The sequence below is a fragment of the Enterobacter sp. R4-368 genome, from assembly GCF_000410515.1.
Classification (GTDB): Bacteria; Pseudomonadota; Gammaproteobacteria; order Enterobacterales; family Enterobacteriaceae; genus Kosakonia.
Map to the genome: position 1 here is coordinate 1,282,712 of NC_021500.1, position 20,749 is coordinate 1,303,460.

Genomic DNA, 20,749 nt, shown 5'->3' on the forward strand with positions numbered 1-20,749 from the left:
GAATTTAACGAAGAACACCCGATAACACTAAGAATACTTACCGACAACAACACGCAGAGTGCCATTCTGGTCATATACTTTTTGCCCTTCATTATTTATTAAACTCCTTCCTTGCCCCGAGGTATATCCATTAATTTCAAGGTTACCTGCTTTATCTAATCGCCATCCGGTTTGAGAAGCAACATAATTATTCGATTGAATATAACTACCAATCTTGGCGTTAGTGATCGTCCCGTCCTGAATGAATGCGCTGGAGATAAACACCTGGCCGTTGACCACCGCGAAGGGTGAATATTGCGTGGTACCACTACCGCTCATCAGCACAAACTGGTTGGCATTGAACCCGACCCGCGTTACGACTGGCTGCCCTGCCTGCGCCAGCACGGCGATCGACATCCCGGCGTTATACATCATGCCGTTTATCCTGACGCCAGTCTTCAGCGTATAGATAGCCGTGGCGCCATCGGCGTCCACAACCGCCGTGAGTTTGTCCTCCAGGGTTGCGGTAACATCATCAATCTGCGCCTGCACCTGGGTGGACAGTTCCGCCATCGCATTATCGACTTCGGCGATCGTCGTTTTCACGACCAGAATATCCGCCCGCACTGCTCCGTACTGCGCCCACTGGTGCTCAACGGTGCTGTTATTGGCCAGCGCGTTTTGCAGTGCCGCTTCCAGGTTGGTATCAATATCGCTGGTCAGCCGGTCACCGTCGGCGGATGTGAGGAAATCACCGGCAACATCCCCCAGGTAGTCAGAAGCCTGGTCGTTTACCATCCCCCTGATCCAGTCGGTATAGCCGGATTCGTTGCCGGTTTTATCGACCAGTTGCGCGCGATACCAGAATTCCTGCCCGACCTTCAGTCCGAGCTGGGTGTATTCAGCCGACGGGTAAGGCACATCGGATAACAATAGCGGATCCGAAAAATCGCTGTTGGCTGTGTACTGAATTTCCGTTTTCAGCGTATCAGCGGTGTTGGAGGGGAATCCCCAGTTGAGGCGGATACCCCAGTTAATTCCTGTCGCCATAAATCCAACCGGCTTAGGCGGATTACCTTCTTTCCCTGTCAGCGTGGTTTCGGTTGAGTATCCCCAGCCACTGGAGATTTCAGCGGCGTTGATGGCGCGCACGCGCACCAGATAGCGTCCCGCATAAATGCCCGGCACTTCAAACGAGGTGGTGGAGCTGCGCGGCACGTTCACCCAGTTACCGTCATTGCGGCGCCACTGCGCTTCATACGCGATCGCATTGGCCGTGTCCGTCCATGAAACGCGCATGGTCTGAACGCTGATCCCCTGGTTCACCACGGAATAACTGCCGATAGCGATATTATCGGGCGCTGCCTGGCTGCCCGGCGGCACGACGCTGACGGGGCGGCTGTCGATAATAGCCCCGGTATCGATACGGGTATATTTATCCGGATCGTGAGCCGCGCCGGTGATGGAAAACGTCCCATCATTATTATCGGTCACACTGACAACACGGTACTGCTGCGCATACAGTTCGTCCGATTCCACTATCCATACGCTTTCCACTTCCGGTGTTTCGCTATAAGCGGTGGTCACCGTGACCACTTCTCCATTAACCGCCTGAATGGTACGGCTCTGCGCAGCACCGGAAGGCAGGTTCAGGAACAGCCGATCACCGGCAACAGCATCCGGCGCTCTGTCCAGGGTAATCGCCCGGCCATTCACCGCGCTGATACGGCCGCCGGTAACCTTACCAGACAGGTTCTCATCAGCCACAGCGATGATGTATCCAGGTTGTGGGATCATGCCATCCAGCCCCACGGAGAAAGAAACCACCCGGTCTTTATTGTTGGTGAGGATCCCCCAGCGCCCTTTTCGGTTCGCTTCTGACTGGCGTGTGCAGCCGATTGCCGTCATCTCAAGCTGGTTAAAACCTTTGTAGCGGGCTACCAGTTCCTGTTCAAAGACTGGCTCCATTGCATCAGCGTAACCGTTATCCGGATCTGAATATGAAACCAGCGCGCTGGTATACCGGCTTTTCGTCGTGCTGCTGCTGTAGCTGAATCGGCCGTCAATGACGTTTGCTTTTGTGTAGCTGTAATCGACATCGCGCGGCATATCCGCCAGGGTAACAATCTGGTTGCCGCCCCAGTAGGTCATACCCCGGAAGATGGCGGCGAAGTCACGCAATACCGTATAGGCGTCGTTGCGATCCTGAACATAGACGTTACAGATATAGCGTGGTTCGGTACCGCTGCCGCCTTTACCGTCCGGCACTGGCGCATCGCAATACTGCGCCACCTGATAGAGCGTCCATTTATCGATATTCTCAGCCGTCAGGCGATCGCCAAGGCCGAAACGGTCAGAGACGACCAGATCGTAAAAAATCCATGCCGGGTTATCAGTCCATGCCCATTTAAAGGCACCGGACCATGTGCCAGTGTAGGCGCGTGTTTCCGGGTTGTAATTGTCCGGCACGCGGATCACTCGTCCGCGCGGCTCGCAGGAAATCTGCGGGATGGATCCGTTGAACTGGCTGGAGTCAAACTCGATATAGAGCAGCGCCGTATTGGGATAGCGCAGTTTGGCGTCGATAACTTCCGTGTAGCTCTGGAGCGTCATCGTGTCGCCGATTTTTGCACTGTTGGCGTCAGCAGTAATTTTCCTTACCCGCACAGTCCATGATGTGGCACCGGCGGGCAGATCGATGCGGTGGCTGCGTTCGTAGCCTGATGTGGTTTTCCCGCTGACAGCGGTGTTAATTTTCGTGACAAACGCACCGCCATCCACCTGGAGATCAATCGCATACTGAACCTGGTTACCCACCAGATCGCCGTCATCTTCTTGTTTAAAGAGTGACGCCCATTTCAGGCGCAGGCGTACCGCAGAAAGCTGAGAGTTCGTAAACGTGTGTGTCCAGGCCACTGAGCTTTTAATCTCGATGCCAGCGCTGATCTCATTCTCGGTACCCGGAATGCCCTGGATATAACTTTGCGCCTGAGTGCCCGGGCGAAACTCCCACGTCACCCCGCTGAAATTCGATGAGCCATTGGCATTCAGCAGCGGCGTACCGTCGAGAAAAATACTCTGGCCGGTAAGTTGCCCGGAAAATTCCCCCTCGCCCAGAGCGACAAGGATCTTAGCCTTCGCAACAGACTGGAGATCGTCCGGCTGTTCTACAGGCGTACGAGAACTTGAGCTGCCGCCTTTGCGCCCCTGAGTTTTCTTGTTTGCCATATTGCGCCCATAAAAAAACCGCCCGTAAGCGGTGATTAAGCGGAGAGGATTTTATTGCTGGTCTTCGACGTAAATACCGGCGGAAATAATCGCCCCGCCGATACGGCGCTTACCGTATAAAAGCGGCACCGGGTAACCTTGAGCGGCGGTATTTGTAACGCTGCCGAAGGCGTATGATGCCCTGTTATCGGCATCCTGCTTGCTTGCCAGTCCAGCAGTCTGCGGGGAAAGCATCTGGATTACTCCACCAGCAATCATTCCGACCCCTGTAGTCATAAGTCCGGCTGCAAAAGGTGAAGCTGTTCCGCCAGATACGTATGTCATTATGGCACCGACAGCAACTAAAACGACGCCCAGTACCGTCTGTAATATTCCTGCTTTTTTACTACCAATAATAACAGGAACTATGCGAATAACTTCACCTACGACAGGGAAACCAAGATCATCAATTCCAATATTATTTTTGCCGCGAAAAACAGCATACGTCAGACCACGACGCTTACTGGATATCATGAACTGCTCAAAGCCTTTTACCGTGGCAGCCAGTGCACGGGTTGCTTCATGAGTGGTGCTTATTAAGCGATGGTGAGCTTTGCCAAAGGTTTTACCGAGAATTCCACCAAGCTCAATTCTGGTCATTATGTCTTGCATATGGTCTCCGTACATAAAAAAACCCGCCATTAAGCGGGTTCAATGTCGATAAAAATTTCTCACATTAGCGGTAGTGGTTTTAAGTCAATATTACCTGCTGGATCAGCAAAAAGACGAACCGCCTTTGTTTCTCTTGGTTTCAGTTCAACATCACGACCAGATGGCACATCGTCGGAAATACAAAGAGCCCCTTCACCTTTCATCGCAACACTCCATTCTCCGGGGTGAAGGATAAATGTTACTTTTTCACCTGGCTCTAAGACAGCGGATTTCTCGTTGTTAATATAAACCCCGGTTGAACAACCACTTCCTAAGTAGCCCTTATCGCGAACGACAATTAGTTTGGCATCGTCATTTTTAGCTATTTCCTGATGCTTGAAAACATTATTCATCGGCGCTTGCTTAGCCTGGCTCGGCAGAACGGCTTGTGTAGCACACCCAACCAGTTCGACCAAACACAACGCGATAAGTAGTTTTTCCATTTTTATCTACCAAACTCTAATCTACATAATCTTTGCGATGCTTCTTGAGGTGAATGAGCTGTAGTTACTCTGATCTCATGCCTATCTCCAGCATCAACTAAAGCATTGACATACTCATCAAGCGATTTCATCTGCGCTGAACTAAATGCCGCGTCATCAACATGTGGCCGATACACAATTAGCTCATGAGCATTACGCGGAGCCATACTTCCTTCATTCTCTTTGACTGTAAGCAAATCAAGTATTCTAGATTTGTTAACATCAAAATTATATGAAATGTTGGAACCTGGCACTAATCTTCCCGTATTTACCGCAATATGAGGGCTTAGAAAAAATATCCTACATGCTTTCGAGCGGTTTGATGTATGAAAACTCCGGCGGAAGTAATCTGTTAACTCAGGATGAAAATTTAAAACTTCTTCCCTTACCTGGGTAGGCCATCGATCGTTTTTTTCATCACGTTCAGAAGTCCCTGTATCGTCAAACTCCAATGCTGACAGGCTTGCTGTCATTGATACAGCCTGCCTCAGGATACCTACTATCCCAGTAGACATGGCATTTCTAGCCTCACCGATGCTAATTCCATTAAATGGATAGACCCATCCATCAAATGTTTGCTTGGTATGAAGATGGTATTGAAAACTGGAGACAATAGTTTCAATAATGTTGGTGAAAGAAGATGCTTTATCGCCATACATAGCTTGGATTTTTTCTTGATGAAGAGCCATCTTGACCATAGCACTACCATCGTCTCCTAGCGCCGCTACAGCAACAGTCAGTCTTTCACCGGAAGCCATCATTGGCTCAAGATAAACAGGAACCCAACGACCAGAAAAATCAGGCAAGTCAGGAAGCTGAGAGAATGCTTCATCGAAATTAATCATTGAGATTCAACGCCCCCTGTACCGGATTGAGCTTTCTATATAAAACATCTCCTAAAGCAGCCACGCGCTCCCTAAGGAATTTACTGATCTGCTGCTTATGCTCTTGCCTGATTACATCAGGAAGATGAGATTCATCGTATGCTGCATCAAAACCCTGAACCGAATAACACCACTCCTGCGCAGCTACAGCAAGCTTGCTCCTTTCATTTTCCGCCCGCCCGCAATTGTCCGATGCAATATCCAAAAGTGCGTTAGTGTAATAGTCATCACTCCAGTCACTCGCATCCATACCTTGCGGAATTGCCATACCATGATCTATGAGAATGAATCCCAAGCCGTCAAAGAGTAGGTTATCGTCACATCGATCTGGGTTTGCAATCCATTCATCAAAACAGGCCGCGCTTAACAAACCAGGCCAACTTTCTAGCTTGCTAATAATTGCATTGTCTGAAGCAGTTACTACCTGAGAGAGGTTTGGGTGTCCGACATCGACACTCCCGAAGTACCAGTTTTTATCAGCGTCAGCCAAAAGAACAGGCTCAGGAATTCGCAAACCAAGCTCCCGACCAATGGATGAACATATGAGCTCTACCGCAATTTCGCGACTAGGGATTCGCTTTGCGATAACGACGCTTTCACCCTCAGCAAAAAGTGAAATTCCTCTGACAGGCGCTCTAGAGCCTATTCCCACATCACGATAACCAGGAAGCAGTCGTCCTATCCTTATGCGTGCCATAGATTCAGTAAATCGTAAAATTTATTTGCACTAATGGTAAACGATAATAAATATAGGAACTTCCTGGTTATTTACCCAGTTAAATAAACTGTATATGCATACAGTACAGTATCGCAGATTAACTGACAAAAAGGTTCTGCCTATTAACGAATGAACCGCAGTTAACATTCTTTATAGCGCAGAACTTTCATAGTCCTTTCTTTCCAGTAGCCGCCCCACGGCTCACGATTGCTCAGACGCCCGTACAGATGGTGCATCATCATATTACCTTCCAGCAGTATCGCCGCATGGTTCCACTTGTTCGCCTGCACCTGCATGATCAGGACATCACCCGGCATCGGTTCGTCGCTTACTTCACGAAACCCGCATTCATACCAGTTGTCCTGATAATAATTGGCGGCGTACTGGTCTTCCCACCACGGATAATCGACGCGGTAATCCGGCAGCTCGATGCCGTGCACTTGCCGGAACCAGCTCATGACAAGTCCCCAGCAGTCATAGACGCCAAGTACAAAGGGACGTTCCAGCAGCGGCAGTTCGCCGCGCGGCATGATGGTCCTGAAATCACCTTCTGGCCAGCTGACGATATGCCAGGGCAGGGCGCTGAGATCACATTGCGCCTTGTCCGTCTCGCTGGGCTGTGTGGTGGCGTCGGGGTGACTGTGTGCAATCGCTGTGACACTTCCCCAGTCTTCCGCCGCGGCATAGTCCTCCGGGCAAAGGACAAAATGCTCCTCAGGTTTTTCGGCAATGTTGCGGCAGGGGAAATAACGCTCCACACGGCTTTTCTGCACCACCAGCCCACACGCCTCGCGCGGATATTCATCGGCCGCATGTGCCATAATGGCATCAATGATTTTCTGGTGCATATCAGCTCCGGATCAACGATGTGCCGGGGAATCCACCAAACGACAGTTCATTATTTTCCCCGAAACGCAGTTTGCACCCTGTCAGCGTGCCGTTGCATTCATCCAGCGACGGATCGCTTACCGGGTTGTTGTGCTTATCGAAATAGCGTGTCCCGGCATAATCACAGCCGTTACCGGAACGGTACTGCCCACGAATGCACCAGGTACAGAGCGAATGTAACTGGCGCGTCGGGATCATCAGCCCCTGCAGATCCATCGGGCTGGAAAGCATGAACTCCACCACCTCGTTTGTCTCGCTGCTTTTCGCATCGATGTACCAGACCTGCAACTTTTCCTGCAACGGGTCGGCAGCCGGGTTTCCCTCCGCAAAGTTCTGCGCATCAAGGTACTGCGCCAGCGTGTCGTGGATGGTGACTTTCGCCTGCAACATATCATCGTAAGCAAGGCACAGCGCAGTGATCGACGCGTCAAGGTTGGCGACAGACAGCTTCGGTGATGCGCTGCTGCCACTGGTTGACGCCTCAATCCCGTCCAGTTCATACGGCCAGGCTTTATATTCGTTCCCCTGCCACCAGATAGATTTCGCCGGCAGCAGGGTTTCGTCACCACCCGCCGCGGTAATTTCCGCCTCAGTGTGAGGGATGTTGTGGCTGTGAAAACGAAGAACATCGCCCACACCGAAAGCGGTGCCATCAACCTCAATAAGCCGGACTGCGTTTCCCGGTTCCAGTTTTTGATAGTCGCTGTTTAAACTCATGGTGCAAATGCCTGTTCAAAAGTTGCAGAGAGGTTGTATTTTCTGGCACCCAGCGCCGTCGGCTTATAGGTGTCACAGCGGAATAAGCCGAGGGGCTCCAGCGGTGGGCGCCATGAAAAAGATTTCGTACCGGCATGCCGATCCAGAAATGCTTTGATTTCGGCGATATAGTCCTCATCCCCGGTAAATTCCAGGGTCCATTTCTGTGACCGTGGATTTAAGCCATCGCCTGACACCTGCTTGTAGCTATCGCCGAACTGAGCGGAGCGGGTACGAAAGGTGACCTCCTCTTCAGCGTTGATACGGGCGCACCAGGTAAATTCCTCAATAGCCATCAGCGGCCCCCTTTAGCCAGATTCCAGATTGAACCACCAGGAGACAAATCACGCCGTTGCAGCTCGCGGTAACGCTGATCAACATAATTTCCGATGTCACGACCGAAACTCTCATAACCACTGGTTCCGCTCGTATTCGTGTTGCCGTTGCTGTCGATATGAATGTTTACCTGTGGTGCACCGGCTGAAGAGGTGGCGGTGTTTACTCCGGAGCCAACAGCCCTTACACCCAGCGAACCATCTGAAGCGCGGGTTAATGGCATGATGGCTTCCGGTCCTGCTTCGGCAAATACGCCAGCCCCCTGGGCGAAGGCAAAAAGCTGAGGGGAGTTATAGACGCCGTTACTGTAGGAGCTCAGCGATGGCGAATCGTACACCCCTCCCTGCGCATTGAACTGAAAGTTAGCCACAGCAGACTGGATGGCCGTTCCACCGCTGGCTGTAGAAGCGCCCGCAGCGCTGCCGCCAAAAAAGCTTGCAACGCCGCCAACAAGCGAACCCAGCAGACCTGAAGAAGATGATGCACTTCCCATCGCATTTACAACTGCCATTTGCAGCGCCACTTTTTCTATTATTTGCAGCACGGAGATCCCCCACGATTTCCAGGAGACTTTATTACCCTCCAGCATCGAGGTGACATTGCTGAATGCGCCATCAAGCGAGGACTTGACCCCATCAGAGACGGTACCGGCAATATTGGTCATTTCATCAAACCAGTTGTTGTAGCCCTTCGAGACGCCATTCCGCCAGTCTGCTTCTGATGCTGCTATCGCTTTGTATTTTTTATCCAGCGCATCCAGTGCAGCGGTACGGGCAGCAATTGCTGAGGAACCACCATCAGTATTTGCGAATACACGATCAACCTGCTGTGTTTCATCAAATCGCTGACGCTGCCTGTCACTCATCCCGGCGGTTTCGGTTGTCAGCGCTGCATCATCGTTAAATTTGCGCGCGGCTTCCGTCAGGTCTTTCAGCGCGTCGGCCTGCTCACGCACTTTTTTAACGTGATCGTCAGCGAGTTGCGTCAGCCTGGCGAGTTCAGCAGACTGAGCCTGAATGGCTTTACGCTGCTCATCCGTCCATTTTGCACCTGTCTGGTTAGCCGCTGCGTAGAGCTCAGCGGCCTGCTCGCCTTCTCTGGCACGCACTTTTTGCACTTCGATGGCGACACTTAAATCCGCCAGTTTTCGGCTGTACTGCTCAGCCTGCGAAGCCGCTTCCCTTTCAGCTTTGTTTTGAGCGTTAGTGGCAGCCGTTGTATCTTTCTTGGCCTGCGCCGCTGCGGCGTCTTTCCTTGCTGCCTGATCCTTGTTGTAGATGTAGGTGGTGTACAGCGCGCCAGTTAACTTGAGATCTTCCGCCTCATATACGTGCTGCTGATGGAGTTTCGCAAGTCCGTCCATGCTCGCCAGCACATTATCCCGCTGCGCTTTTTCCAGTGCAGTCTGCTGCTGAGGAGTGGCTTTAGCCAAAGACACCACAGGTCCCGCATATTGCGGTGGCGTGGCGCCAGCAGTAGCCGACATGGAACGATTCAAAAGGTCATAAGCCCCCTTGAGTATGGAAACGGCACCAGCCTGCTCGACGGCTTTTTGCGCCGCCAGATCGCTGGCCTGATTAACCAGTTTCTGTGTGGCTTCAACTTTTGATGCTGCCTGCTCGCGTTCATATTCAAGCTTATTAAGCTGCCCGGTAAGCTCGATATTTTTGGCAGTAATATCTTCCTGATCCATGAAAGTATTCAGGCGTGTCATCCAGGGCGACTTATTATAACTTTCCTGAATTTGTGCCAGCGCAGTCTGGCTGTCCTTGACCTTTCTGATCTGCTCATCAAGATCAGCAAGGTCTTTTTTCTGTGCCTGGAGAGATGCGCTGGCATCGACCGCAGTTGAACGTAGCCCGGCAACAGACATTTTCTGAAGTTTGCTGTTGATATCGTCAAGGTTATCTGCGAACGCAACCGCCTCTTTATGAACCTGTTGGGTATGCTCATAAAGACCATACATCGCCGCGCCAGCGCCAATGATAAGACCAGGCCAGCCGCCAAGAACACTCAGCACACCGGATCCGATGCGGGACATTGCTGATGCGCTGTTGGTCAGATTGTTTACCGCGCTGCTGCGGGCAGAAATCGCGTTACCAAGCCCGGTTTGCGCGGCAATAAGATTGCGTTCAGCAACGCTCTGAGCCTCTATTGATACTGCGGCTGATTTTGCCTGTTGCGCTCTGTATACAGCCTGCCGCGCGGCGGCAACGCTAACCTGAGTTCCTCTTACCTGCGCCTGAGCCAGGGCAACTTCGGCGGCGGTATTTTTGATAATCTCCGTAGTTGCGCTGGCTACGCTTCCGACCATGTTCCCAAAGAAGCGAGCCAGACCGATCCCAACCAGCGCGCCAGCAGTATTGGCAACGGTATCGATATTTTCAGCCAGGCCATCAAGAATGCCAGACAGGGTTGATGACGCGCCTACAGCGTTGTTGGCACCGCCTACCCATGCCATAAAGGCGTTTTCAACCTTCTGAGCAGATCCGCTGATGCTGGCCGGCAGCGAGTCGAATTCTTTGCGTAGCTGCTCCACATTCGTCAACAGAGGAACAATTTTATCTGTCGTCAGCTCTCCGTTATTCGCCATATTACGCAGGCCGCCAACGGTTGTGCCCAGCCCCTGTGCCAGCAGTTTTGCAAGCCTGCCGCCATTTTCCATAATGGCGTTAAACTCTTCTCCACGAAGAACGCCGGAGCCCAGCGCCTGGCTTAGCTGCGTGATCACTGAGCTGGCCTCTTCCGTGCTGGCGCCAGACAGTTTCAGCGATGTAGCAACGGTTTCAGTAACCTTTGCCACGTCAGCAGAGGCATATCCTGCATCGCGCAGCGCGGAAGCGATACGAGAATAAAGGTTCGCATTCGCTTCAAACGACGTGCCGGTGCGCTGACTGATATCCATCAGGGATCGCTGAGAAGCCGCAAAATCATCAGCACCTGTACTGGCAAGACGCAACCGCCCTGAAAGTTGGTTCCAGGTGTCTGCATAGCTGATAAGCTGGGATGTTGCGAACGCGCCTGCAAATGCCCCCGCCAGGCCAGAGGCAGTGGCTTTAACCGACGCTAGCTCATTATTCAGTGCAGCAATGGAGCGTTGCGTTTCGCGCGTGGCTGCCGCGGCTTTCTTACCGCCGCTCTCCATCGTTTTGTAATAGTCCGCACCCATGCGTGAGGCGCGGGCGATTTCGGACTGAAACGAGCTGGAATTGGCTGATATTTTAATGATGAGTTCGCGCAGCGTTGCCATATTTCACCCATAAAAAAGCCCGCGCGCGGCGGGCATTAAAGACTGGACATCCACTCTTCTAAATCGCTGATTTCCTCTGTTTTGTCCTGCTGACCAAATTGGAGGATCAGATCCTTAATCTCGTATTTGCCGCCCTGGGCGTTAAGCGTGGCCACAGCAATTTGCGCCGCCTGTGCATCGCCGCGCCAGTCGCCGATTGGGCTGATACGATCGTAGGCAATCCACATCTTAAGCTCGCTGGCGGTAATGCTATGTCGCAGTTCATGAAACGTTCTTCCCAGCCGGAGTGCCAGCGACATCAGAAAGAACGTCAGCGGTTCCTTTACTTTTTTTCCGCTTCGTCCTGTGTAATACCCAGATCAAGAGCCTGGCGCAGCAGGCGGGCATGTACAGGGCCATAAATTTCTGCAACGGTGGCCCGGTCATCTTCACTGAAAACGCGGTTGCCGGTTTCATCAAGCAGAACATCAAGGAAAAGGATCACATCTGCTTCCTTGTTTCGAATGAATTTCTCGGTTTCGGAAAGCGGCTTTTTATCATCATCCGGTGTGTCGCCAACGAACTCGCGGAAAGTCGCCCATGCTTCACCAGATGGCTCACGAAGGATTACCTTCGCGCCGCCCCATTCGTTAACGGTGACAGTTTTGGTTCGAAAGGCGGTGGCCGCCGTCAGCGCCAGCGCGCGTAAAGAAGGTTTCGGATTGCTCATTATTTTTTCTCAGAAGAGGAAAAGAAAGCGGCCGGAGCCGCTTCGGATCAGGATCCAGGGTTTGCAACGATGCGTTTTGGTTTGCCACGAACGCGCAGCGAATAGGTGGCACCCACAACAGCGGACGTGGCTGCTGACCATGAACTCTGTCGCACTTCAACCAGGATATAAAAACCGTTGCCAGACGGGAAAATTACACGCAGCGCGCGCAATTCATCGTTTTCATAAGCAGTCTGCAATGCCAGTTGTGCGGCTTCATCGCCAACCCAGTTACGGCTGATAGACATTTCAGCCGGTGCCGCCAGACCGTTGGTCTGTTCCTGCTCAAGGGAACAAAGCGTGGTGACATCAATGTCACCCTTCTGCCCGCCGGTATAGCTGATTTCCTTTGTTGCGCACTCCGCTACCAGAAAAGTCACGCCGACGCCGGGAAAACCAGAAGACTGAAAGTCTTCGGCGGTAACAGGGGCATCAGAAATGCCGACCTGTGTACCTTTCGTTACTTCGTATTTGCTGGTCATGTTTGCTCCAGGCATAAAAAAACCGCCGGTTGGCGGTTATTGGTTTTGATGGTTAAGGTTTACTGTTGGATGTGGACTTCAAGAGTTGCGCGGCGCAGCCCGGTGTCTGGATCATGTCCGCCGGTTTTACTCATCTGCGTGAATTTAAGTGGTGCCAGTGCGGCAATAACCTGCTCACGCAGTGCCCGTGATTCATCGACTGTTCGGGAATATACATCGACCTGTAGCGCGGAATTTTCTTCCGCCGGGCCACAAAGCGTATCGCCATAAACCTGATCGACCAGCGTGAAGGTGATCCACGGCGGTGCTACCGCGGGCTGCCCTTGCTGATTAAGCGGAACAATGTCAGGGTAAACCTGACCACCAGCGAGCGTCCCGATAAGAGGATAAACATCGGCCTCGGTCATTTTGACAGCGCCTCATCAATCGCCTGATTGGCACGTGCAAAGGCAGCATTTGCCGCATCTTCTTGCCGCGCATCATAGGCCGGACGGATAAACGGAACGGCCGCCATATTTGACGTACCAAGCTCAACGAAACGCCAGTAAAAGGCGTTGCGCGAATTATTTGCTTTCATCGAATTGTCGCTGTTGCCGGTGCGTGGGTTGGTACCGCGCACATGTACGCCGGAGGAGATATCACCGTTGCGATCACGCTGGGTGATAACCACAATGTTTTTCTTCATTTTACCGGTGCGCACCGGCGCACGTTTCACCGCTTCATCTTTGAAAACGGTAGCCGCCGCGCGAGTGGCATCGCGCATCACCTTTCGGTTTTCCACTTTGCTCAGCGCCAACAGATCATCAGACAGATCAAGTAAGCCTGAAAAATCCAGTTTCGTATCGATCACGGCTTCACCCCCTGCTTGCAGAGAATTTCCAGTTGTGTACACCCGGCATCCGGAATGGGCGGTCCCGTCACCTCCAGGGTAAGCCCTTTAAAAGCGCCGCTAAGAACTTTCAGACGCGAAGAGGCTGAAACGTCATTGCGATAACGGACCCAGACCCGCACTGTCGCTTCAGCTTTTTCTGCCCCGGAGACGATTAATTCCCGCCCGCTGATGCCTTTCACCTCAGCCCAGATTGATTTTCCTTCCTGCCACACCGGTTTAACATCACCGGAAGGAGTGCGGACGGGCACAGAGTTCACAACAGTGATGCGGTCACGTAAGCGGCCTGCATGCATAACGCCTCCTTTTATAAAATGGTGGGTCTGCGCAGATCGTAAATAAGCATCGTTACCGAGAACGGCAGTTCACCCTGTTTTAATTTTTCCTCCTCTTCTCCGCCACGGTTTCGGTCGAGCCATCCAAGTAACATAAGCAGCGCTGTTTGCGCTCTCCGCAGTGGTTCTCCATCAATCAGCGACGCATCGCTGCCGACGATAAGCTGACGGCTTCCCTGAACGTAAGCGAGAATGGCGGCACTTCCTGCCTGTATTTTCAATTGAAGATCAGCATCACCGGCATCATCATCAATGCGCAGGTGCTCTTTCGCCTGGTCGAGGGTCACAAGTTCGATCACGTCTTATCCCTCCCGTCACGTCCACGTTTGGCGGCCAGTGTCCACCCTTTCGAAGAGATTTCTCCGGGCTTATCCTGTGTAGGTTCGTCACAGTGCCACAGCGAGCCACCCCACGTGACAGTATCTCCCGGCAGATACTCGTCACCGGATTTGAACACACCGCGGTAAAGCATGACCGGAACGTCAAAACGCTTGGTTTCGCTGCTTCCGCTGGCGCGATTAACTGTTAAGGTGAAGGAACGGTGCTCAGAGCGCTCAATTTCCACACCTGCTACACCATCGACCAGACATTCCCAGCCGCGCATACCGTGAGTTTTCTCGTAAGCACGCCACAGCCCGCCGTTGTGGGTCGCATAGGAACCACGCGGATAGCTCTTCTCTTCATCGATAAAAGGAAGTATTTCGAGTGCCAGCGCGTCACGGCCATCGCGGCCGGGCTCAGCAGCAGGCAACGCAGCAACCGCCTCGCTCACCAGCGTTTTTACATCAGGCAAAACTGGCATGGATGCGGTGACAAGCTCATTCAGCATGGGTCTGACATCTTCAGTGGTAAGGCTTTTTCCGTCCCGCGGTACCGGAATATCGGAAACCGCCGCGTCAACGGCCTCTTTTACCGCCTGCGCCAGCACATCCGGATCGTAATCCCTGCCATTTTCAGGCGGAGGAATAGCGCCGACGGCTTTATCCACCATTTCCTGAAGCATGGGGCGCACATCATCGGCAGTGATGCTTTTCCCGTCCTGTGGTGGAGGTAACGCTGAAACAGCCTCCTGGACCATCGAAGAGAAATCCGGCAAGGCGGGTAACTCCGGTGCCGGAATTGCAGCGACGGCCGCAGAAACAAGTGCGGAAAAATCCGGCGCTGGCACATCTTTTATGGCACTGAAATCTGATGCAATCTGATCCAGCCTCTTGTCGATCGCTTCCCGGTGTTCGTTGAGGCTTTTGCTGAAACTCTCACGCATTTCAGTGATGACCTGGCCGAATTCCTCGCCCAGCACCTTTATCAGGGATAATTCGCGCTCATTCATTTTGTCAAAAATCCTCTGAGTATTGCTTTGGTCACCGCCTGCTCGGCATCAGTCAGCGCTTTTCCTTCATTGCCAGTGGCTACGGTTTGCGGTTGCGTTGATGCCGTACTTTTCCCGAACGGATCATCGGAAGCATCGCGGCGCGCCAGCGCACCAAGGCTAAAGTTCTGCTGTTGCAGATAGAGATCGTCGCCTCCGTCAACCGGCGGCAAATTCTCGCGAAGCCGGGCCTCGTTTGGTTTCATGATGGTATTTTTAACCGCCTCACCGAGCGTTTTAATTCGGCGCTCACTGTCCATGCGCAGCAACGAATTCACGTCAAACTCAGTTCCGGTGTTGCCATCCAGTTCAAAGGCTTCATCAAGCAACAACTCAATCGACTCGATAAGTGTCTGTAAACACTGTGAGTAATACTGCTGCTCAAGCGCTTCAATGTTGTCATAAGAAGGAAGAGCGCCAATCCCGACTTTGTAAGCCGGCACATGGAAAACGGAACAGACAATTTCGGCAGACATCCGTAACTGCTCAACCATCTGTGCATCGGCAGCCGATACAGAGGTGGGGTTATATTTTGCCCCATTGCTCAGGATGGCTGTTTTTCCTGCGTTTTCTCCGGTATACCCGGTGTCCCATTTAGTTTTCAGAAGGCGCGCGTTTTCCTCACTGATACTGCCAGGCACCTCAATAACGCCGCTCGGCTTGCCGCCGTTACGAAAAAAGAATGCGGAATTTTTCTGTATGTGGTGCCCCTGCATGGCAGCCAGCCCGGCGGCGTAAATTGGCGAAAGGCCAATCAACGGATGAAAAAGACAGTTGAAACGATCGTGAATAACCTCGCGCGCGGGAACTGTCACAGTTGTTTCGATCCCGCTCATATTGTCCGGGCTAATCTGATAAAACACAGAACCATCATCCGCCACCAGCGGTGTCACTTTATTCCAGTCAAGAATGCGTAACTCAGTGATGTCGCCCCGGGCGTTACGGATTTTCAGGGCCACCGTGTTGCCGTGACAAAATTTTGACGTTACCCAACTTTCAAAGAACTGGATCCGGTTCTGAAAGGCATTTGGCTTATTTAAAAGTGCAGCGACACTCCCTTTTCTGCTTTCCTTCCAGATCCCATTCGAATCGCGGAGTATGAGCCGCAATGGCATCTTCGAGATATCGCTGGCAATCAGCGATATACAGGAGAAAACCGCATAAAAGGAAAGTACGGTCGTGGGGTTAATTTCCAGATTGCGCTGCCAGGCACCGGCGAAAGGCTCACCGATAAGAGACATCCATCCGCCGCGGCCCGTTGGCTGCTGAAGAGCTTTTTCTTTTCTCCGGAAAGGATTCCACATTAACCAGCCCCCGCGTTATTTTTCTTTCTCGTGCCGCCAGCGCGCTTACCACCGGCATATTCAGCCTTGCCCAGCAGCACCAGCACCCTGGCGCACTGGTCATCCACAGATTTCTCATCGCCTGGATGTGAATCATGCGTGCGTTGCAGATATCTGATTTTTGCCATGCAAAATGGCGGGGAAATTCCCCGCCCTCCTGTGCTGATTAGCTGCCCTGAGTGGTGCCATAGTTCACACCGGAAATCACTGCTACCGCAGCGGTGCGACGGCGTTTCCAGTTAATCCAGCGTTCTGCGCGGATGGCCACGCTGTTGGTCTGGAACATGGAGACCAGCTCGGTGCCCGTTGGTGTGATGCTGTCGCCGGTCGGATCGCTTTCCATTTCAAGCGATGCCTCGCGGGACATATCGACCGCAACCCCGCCATCGTCAGCAAGGTAGATATCCGGCGCGTTGACCAGCACCAGCAGGTTGCCGACGTACTGGGATACGATCACCGGAAGACCCTGGAATGTACCGCCAAGCAGCGTCATTTCCGGGTATTCTTTCTGACCCAGTGCGTTTTTACGCATCGACAGCGCCAGCGCAGTGGTGCTGGACATCAGCCAGACCGCACCATTCGGTTGCAGGTTAGCCGCAACGAATACACCAAATGCTGCCGCAGCGTCATCGTCCGGATTACCGCTTGACGGGGTGGCGACGATGCCGTTGGTGATGGATGCCGGAGAAATACCAGCCGCCTCTGCCTTCGATGGATTAATGAAGTCGGTGTCCAGGCGGGCAATAACGGCTTCCGCCAGCGCATTACGCACCAGCGCATCGGCTGCCGGGTTTGAGAAACGGATCAACTCATCGGTCAGCACCGCGATAGCAGCCACTTTAGCAAACGCGAAAGTGATTGATTCGAAGTCAAGCTTCGTTAGCGGCTTCGCCTTGCCCTGGCCTACCCAGTTTGCCGAACCGCCGGAGGTCTGCGCCGGAATGCGAATGTTAAACGGCACCTGGCGCAGCGCCGGGATATTGCCCTGACCAAAGCGGCCGATGATGGTCTGCGGTCGCAGGAATTCCACGAAATCCTGCGCATATTCCTGGTATTCCACCAGCGCGCCAGCCCAGGTCGGATCGGTAGTGGTACCAGCGCCAACAGCGGCTTTCAGCACGTGGTGAAGTTTAGAATCGTCCGGGTATTGCTTGCGGGCGATTTCCAGCGCTTCAGAGCGGCTGCCGTTCGCAGCAGCCAGTGCTTTGGCAAAGCGGGCAAAGGCGATACCTTTTTCCAGCTTCTGATCAACACGGATGATACCCGGCGCGCGGTTGTCCACCGTGTCCACGACACCCGCGGCGGCTTTGGCTACGGGTTTTGCAGTAGCCGCCATGTTATTTTCCATGTCACGCAGGCGTTTGAGATGTGCGTCCACGGCTTTAATTTCTGTGGAAGTGTTGTCGTAGCTCTCTTCTTCTTCCATGTCCAGGGTGCGCCCTTCTTCAGCCGCTTTTGACATGATCTCATCGAGAGAGGCCGCCAGCGCTGAACGCTTCACTTCGAAGCTTTTGATCTGTTCTGCAATATTCATGTTTTTTCCTTTGATTTCAGTCGATATTTTTGCTGTAGCGCCAGCAGGTTGATGTAATTTGACCACCGGTTTCTCATGGCCTGACGCGGCGAGAAGCTGGCGATCAAAAGATTTAACGGTCTGGATGGAACATTCAGCGTTTGCCGGAATGGTCACCGCAGATACCTCAAGGAGATCCCAGGACAGAAAGCGGATACCACCTTCATCCAGGAAGGAATATTCAATGGGCCGGAAACCGATTGATAAACCACGCACCAGACCGGCCTTGATGGATGCCCAGGCCTCGTCGAGGCGCGCAGCCAGTTGTGACGGCATGTCCGGCGTCGGTTTCACCAGCTTCGCGGTGATTTCCAGACCGTCATTCGTCATTTTCGGCATGCAGGTGCCGATCGGCTGTGAACGGTCGTGCTGCCAGAGGAATGGCGTATCGCTGCGAAACTTCGCGCCCTCCGGCTCAATAATGTCCCCGTCACGATCCGGCGATGGCGTGGAGGCGATGCCGGTAATGATCCGCTCATCCTCGTTTACCGCTTTCACCGTCATGAGGGTGCATGCGCGTTTAAGCGTCATTTTGCTGCCTCCTGAAACGAAAAAACCCGCCGGAGCGGGTTATTGGCTGACATAGCTGTCATATGAAATGCACCTGGTAATCCTGTTTTTTCGCCTCCGGGTTAAGCGCCATAAGCGAAACGGCGTTAAACAGTGCCATCAGCGGGTCAATCTTGCCCTTTCCACTGGCCTGCTTGGTAATGAGAATGGCGTTACCTTTGGGTTCAACACGTGCGTTGCCCACACACCAGGCCATCAACGGCTGGCCACCATGAACCAGAACACCTTCAGCAAGCTTGCGCTCCGTGGTTTTAATCGCACCGCCAAGGCGCCAGCCCTGACTGACACCAACCACAGCATCAGCGGGAATTTCCGCCTCAATGAGCGCATCGAGGATCTGACCGACACCTGACGGGTCTATGCCGATTTTGTCGAGCAGTTCCGCCCTGTGGATCCGGCTGACATATTCCGCCACTTCCTCAGTATCCTGCCCGACGCGCTTAACAATGGTCAGGTCACTGGCTTTCATAAAGTCGTTAAACCGGGATTCCTCGCTTTTACGGCGCCGGATTGCTATTTCGTGCGCCCAGGCATGACACCAGCAGAGCCATTCCCGCGTCTCGGCATCACGTCCGACGGCACTGAATCCCAGTAGGTCATCAAGTCCGCCGCCATCAATACCGACGGTGATCACCTCGGCTCGTTGCAATAAATCGTCAAAACTTACGCGCTTAGCCTGCTGATCCCAGAAATCGACACCCGCCCAGCGGTCGCTGCGCAGATTCAGGCCGATTTCGATATTGAGATGCTTCGCCAGGAATTGCTGCAGCGTGCCGTCTGTTTTTGCCTGGTTTTTGCGGAGATTGTCCGCTATCCATTCCGGGCTGACGGACAGGCCGATGTTGGGGTTGGTGATATAAAAATTGTCAGGATCGAGATATGCCTTGCTTTCCACCATGCTTTCCGGGAATTCGTAAAGGATCCCCAGCGTTTTTGGATCGCTGATTTTGCCGTCGCGCACATCACGCCAGTAATCAAGCCGCTCTTTAAATACGCCAGCCGGTGGCTCATCGCTCTGCGTGGTGAGGTAGATAACCCACCCTTCGTTTCGCGATACCTGCCCGCCGAGCGCCTCCATAAACATGGCTTCAGCGTTGGCGCGCTTCCCGAAAAGCCACAATTCGTCCACCAGGATACGTCCTGATTTCTTACCGGAAACCGTATCAGTATCGGCCGCCACCACTTTAAGTGTGTTGCGGGTCACCCTGTGAGTGATAGTGCGAATATGATCCTGAATCTGAAACATATCCGTCAGCTCATCGTCGGCGCGTATCATGCCGGCGGCAGGCTTAAAGCTGTTGTCTGCCACTTCTTTGGTTGGTGCCAGAATCAGGTGTTCTTCGTCTTCGCGCCAGCAAAGAATAAGTGCCGTCAGCATAATCCCGGCTGCAATCGTTGATTTTGTGTTTTTCTTCGAGATCAACAGGCCATATTCGCGGATCAGCTGATTACCTGTGTCAGCCTCATAACCTCCAAAGATGGCTTTAACAAAATCAAAGACCCAGGCTTCAGAACATTCACCGAATGTGGGCTTGCCCGGCAGGTCTGATACCCGCAACTCACGAAAGATGCCAAGCGCCTGCTCTGCCTGATCAGGAAAAATTGGCGGTGGGATGATCGACTGGCGGTTAACCAGCAGACTTTCCCATTCAGGGCATGCCGTGGACCACTGTGCCATGAATTACCCCTTTTTATTGTTTACCACCAGTTTCGGCGGCGTCATAGCGCCAAACTTGCTGGCGCCTGCCGCCACTTTTGCCGCAGCATTCCGCGCATCTTTCTTCCCGGTCTCACCTTTTTTGGGGTGGATATAAGGCAGCATGGCTTTTGCCGCATCTTTCCTGACGTCGATCTCTTCACCAGCATCGTTCATCACCGCCATAAGAAATTTGAGCGGATCATCGTAAGTACCAACGGTGGGCGGCGATTCCGGCACCGGGATTTTTTCCGGCGTGTTTACTGCTGGGGTATAAACATTTTTGCGGTATGCGGGAACCTCATCAACATCGATGTTTTCCTTCTTTTTTCTCTCTATAAATGCGATGACTTCCGGGTCTTTTGCCAGTTGCGAACCCTTTGACCGTGCGGATTTCTCAGAGTATCCCGCCTTTATTGCCGCATCTTTTTGAGACATACCGGACATCAGCGCCACCGCGAATTTTCGCTTTTGCGCTGTTAACATGTTTATACCCTCCAAAAGGGAATTTTTTCTGCGCGTGAGAGGGGGCG

Annotated in this window: 22 protein-coding genes; all 22 read right to left on the reverse strand. The window is 52.8% G+C overall.

The annotated features are described in order from the left end of the window. Positions 1–27: 27 nt before the first annotated feature. The 22 genes from H650_RS05960 to H650_RS06060 all read right to left on the reverse strand — a co-directional run bounded on the left by H650_RS05960 (position 28) and on the right by H650_RS06060 (position 20,702). Positions 28–3,207: a TipJ family phage tail tip protein gene (locus tag H650_RS05960; RefSeq protein ID WP_020454425.1), complete on the reverse strand. Its 3,180-nt coding sequence runs from the start codon at positions 3,205–3,207 to the stop codon at positions 28–30. A gap of 51 nt (positions 3,208–3,258) precedes the next feature. Further along, positions 3,259–3,858, reverse strand: coding sequence for a tail assembly protein (locus tag H650_RS05965; RefSeq protein ID WP_020454426.1), 600 nt, complete (start codon positions 3,856–3,858; stop codon positions 3,259–3,261). A gap of 59 nt (positions 3,859–3,917) precedes the next feature. After that, complete coding sequence (locus H650_RS05970) at positions 3,918–4,340, reverse strand: hypothetical protein (RefSeq protein WP_020454427.1); 423 nt, start codon at positions 4,338–4,340, stop codon at positions 3,918–3,920. A gap of 2 nt (positions 4,341–4,342) precedes the next feature. Next, positions 4,343–5,224, reverse strand: a complete 882-nt coding sequence (locus H650_RS05975; RefSeq protein ID WP_020454428.1) for a hypothetical protein — start codon at positions 5,222–5,224, stop codon at positions 4,343–4,345. Beyond that, positions 5,217–5,960, reverse strand: coding sequence for a HipA family kinase (locus H650_RS05980; protein WP_044489422.1), 744 nt, complete (start codon positions 5,958–5,960; stop codon positions 5,217–5,219). The genes H650_RS05975 and H650_RS05980 overlap by 8 nt, the downstream gene beginning before the upstream one ends. A 161-nt stretch (positions 5,961–6,121) precedes the next feature. Then, complete coding sequence (locus H650_RS05985) at positions 6,122–6,829, reverse strand: C40 family peptidase (protein WP_020454430.1); 708 nt, start codon at positions 6,827–6,829, stop codon at positions 6,122–6,124. Between the two features lies 1 nt (position 6,830). Further along, positions 6,831–7,586 carry a phage minor tail protein L gene (locus tag H650_RS05990; RefSeq protein WP_020454431.1) on the reverse strand — a complete coding sequence of 252 codons (756 nt, stop codon included), beginning with the start codon at positions 7,584–7,586 and terminating at the stop codon, positions 6,831–6,833. Further along, positions 7,583–7,921, reverse strand: a complete 339-nt coding sequence (locus H650_RS05995; protein WP_020454432.1) for a phage tail protein — start codon at positions 7,919–7,921, stop codon at positions 7,583–7,585. Before H650_RS05995 ends, H650_RS05990 begins: the two co-directional genes overlap by 4 nt. Continuing rightward, complete coding sequence (locus tag H650_RS06000; RefSeq protein WP_020454433.1) at positions 7,921–11,211, reverse strand: phage tail tape measure protein; 3,291 nt, start codon at positions 11,209–11,211, stop codon at positions 7,921–7,923. Before H650_RS06000 ends, H650_RS05995 begins: the two co-directional genes overlap by 1 nt. Positions 11,212–11,246: 35 nt before the next feature. Further along, positions 11,247–11,510, reverse strand: coding sequence for a phage tail assembly protein T (locus H650_RS06005; RefSeq protein WP_020454434.1), 264 nt, complete (start codon positions 11,508–11,510; stop codon positions 11,247–11,249). Between the two features lie 23 nt (positions 11,511–11,533). Beyond that, positions 11,534–11,920: a phage tail assembly chaperone gene (locus H650_RS06010; RefSeq protein WP_020454435.1), complete on the reverse strand. Its 387-nt coding sequence runs from the start codon at positions 11,918–11,920 to the stop codon at positions 11,534–11,536. Between the two features lie 47 nt (positions 11,921–11,967). After that, on the reverse strand, positions 11,968–12,441 hold the full coding sequence (locus H650_RS06015; RefSeq protein WP_020454436.1) for a phage tail protein: 474 nt from the start codon (positions 12,439–12,441) through the stop codon (positions 11,968–11,970). 59 nt (positions 12,442–12,500) lie between these two features. Next, positions 12,501–12,848: a tail completion protein gp17 gene (gene gp17 / locus H650_RS06020; RefSeq protein WP_020454437.1), complete on the reverse strand. Its 348-nt coding sequence runs from the start codon at positions 12,846–12,848 to the stop codon at positions 12,501–12,503. Beyond that, positions 12,845–13,291, reverse strand: a complete 447-nt coding sequence (locus H650_RS06025) for an HK97-gp10 family putative phage morphogenesis protein (protein WP_020454438.1) — start codon at positions 13,289–13,291, stop codon at positions 12,845–12,847. Before H650_RS06025 ends, gp17 begins: the two co-directional genes overlap by 4 nt. After that, entirely contained in the window at positions 13,288–13,626 is a 339-nt protein-coding gene (locus tag H650_RS06030; RefSeq protein ID WP_020454439.1) for a phage head closure protein, read from the reverse strand. Before H650_RS06030 ends, H650_RS06025 begins: the two co-directional genes overlap by 4 nt. An 11-nt stretch (positions 13,627–13,637) precedes the next feature. Next, positions 13,638–13,964, reverse strand: coding sequence for a head-tail connector protein (locus H650_RS06035; RefSeq protein ID WP_020454440.1), 327 nt, complete (start codon positions 13,962–13,964; stop codon positions 13,638–13,640). Next, positions 13,961–14,995, reverse strand: a complete 1,035-nt coding sequence (locus tag H650_RS25900) for a hypothetical protein (protein WP_020454441.1) — start codon at positions 14,993–14,995, stop codon at positions 13,961–13,963. The genes H650_RS06035 and H650_RS25900 overlap by 4 nt, the downstream gene beginning before the upstream one ends. Then, positions 14,992–16,338 (reverse strand): phage portal protein, encoded by a 1,347-nt coding sequence (locus H650_RS25905; RefSeq protein WP_044489423.1) that lies wholly within the window; start codon positions 16,336–16,338, stop codon positions 14,992–14,994. The genes H650_RS25900 and H650_RS25905 overlap by 4 nt, the downstream gene beginning before the upstream one ends. Then, entirely contained in the window at positions 16,338–16,505 is a 168-nt protein-coding gene (locus tag H650_RS25655; RefSeq protein WP_020454443.1) for a hypothetical protein, read from the reverse strand. The genes H650_RS25905 and H650_RS25655 overlap by 1 nt, the downstream gene beginning before the upstream one ends. A gap of 38 nt (positions 16,506–16,543) precedes the next feature. Then, complete coding sequence (locus H650_RS06050) at positions 16,544–18,481, reverse strand: phage major capsid protein (protein ID WP_020454444.1); 1,938 nt, start codon at positions 18,479–18,481, stop codon at positions 16,544–16,546. 58 nt (positions 18,482–18,539) lie between these two features. After that, a complete protein-coding gene (locus H650_RS06055) occupies positions 18,540–20,198 on the reverse strand; it encodes a terminase large subunit (protein WP_020454445.1) in 1,659 nt (552 codons plus the stop codon). Between the two features lie 3 nt (positions 20,199–20,201). Further along, positions 20,202–20,702 carry a terminase small subunit gene (locus tag H650_RS06060; RefSeq protein ID WP_020454446.1) on the reverse strand — a complete coding sequence of 167 codons (501 nt, stop codon included), beginning with the start codon at positions 20,700–20,702 and terminating at the stop codon, positions 20,202–20,204. Positions 20,703–20,749 lie beyond the last annotated feature (47 nt).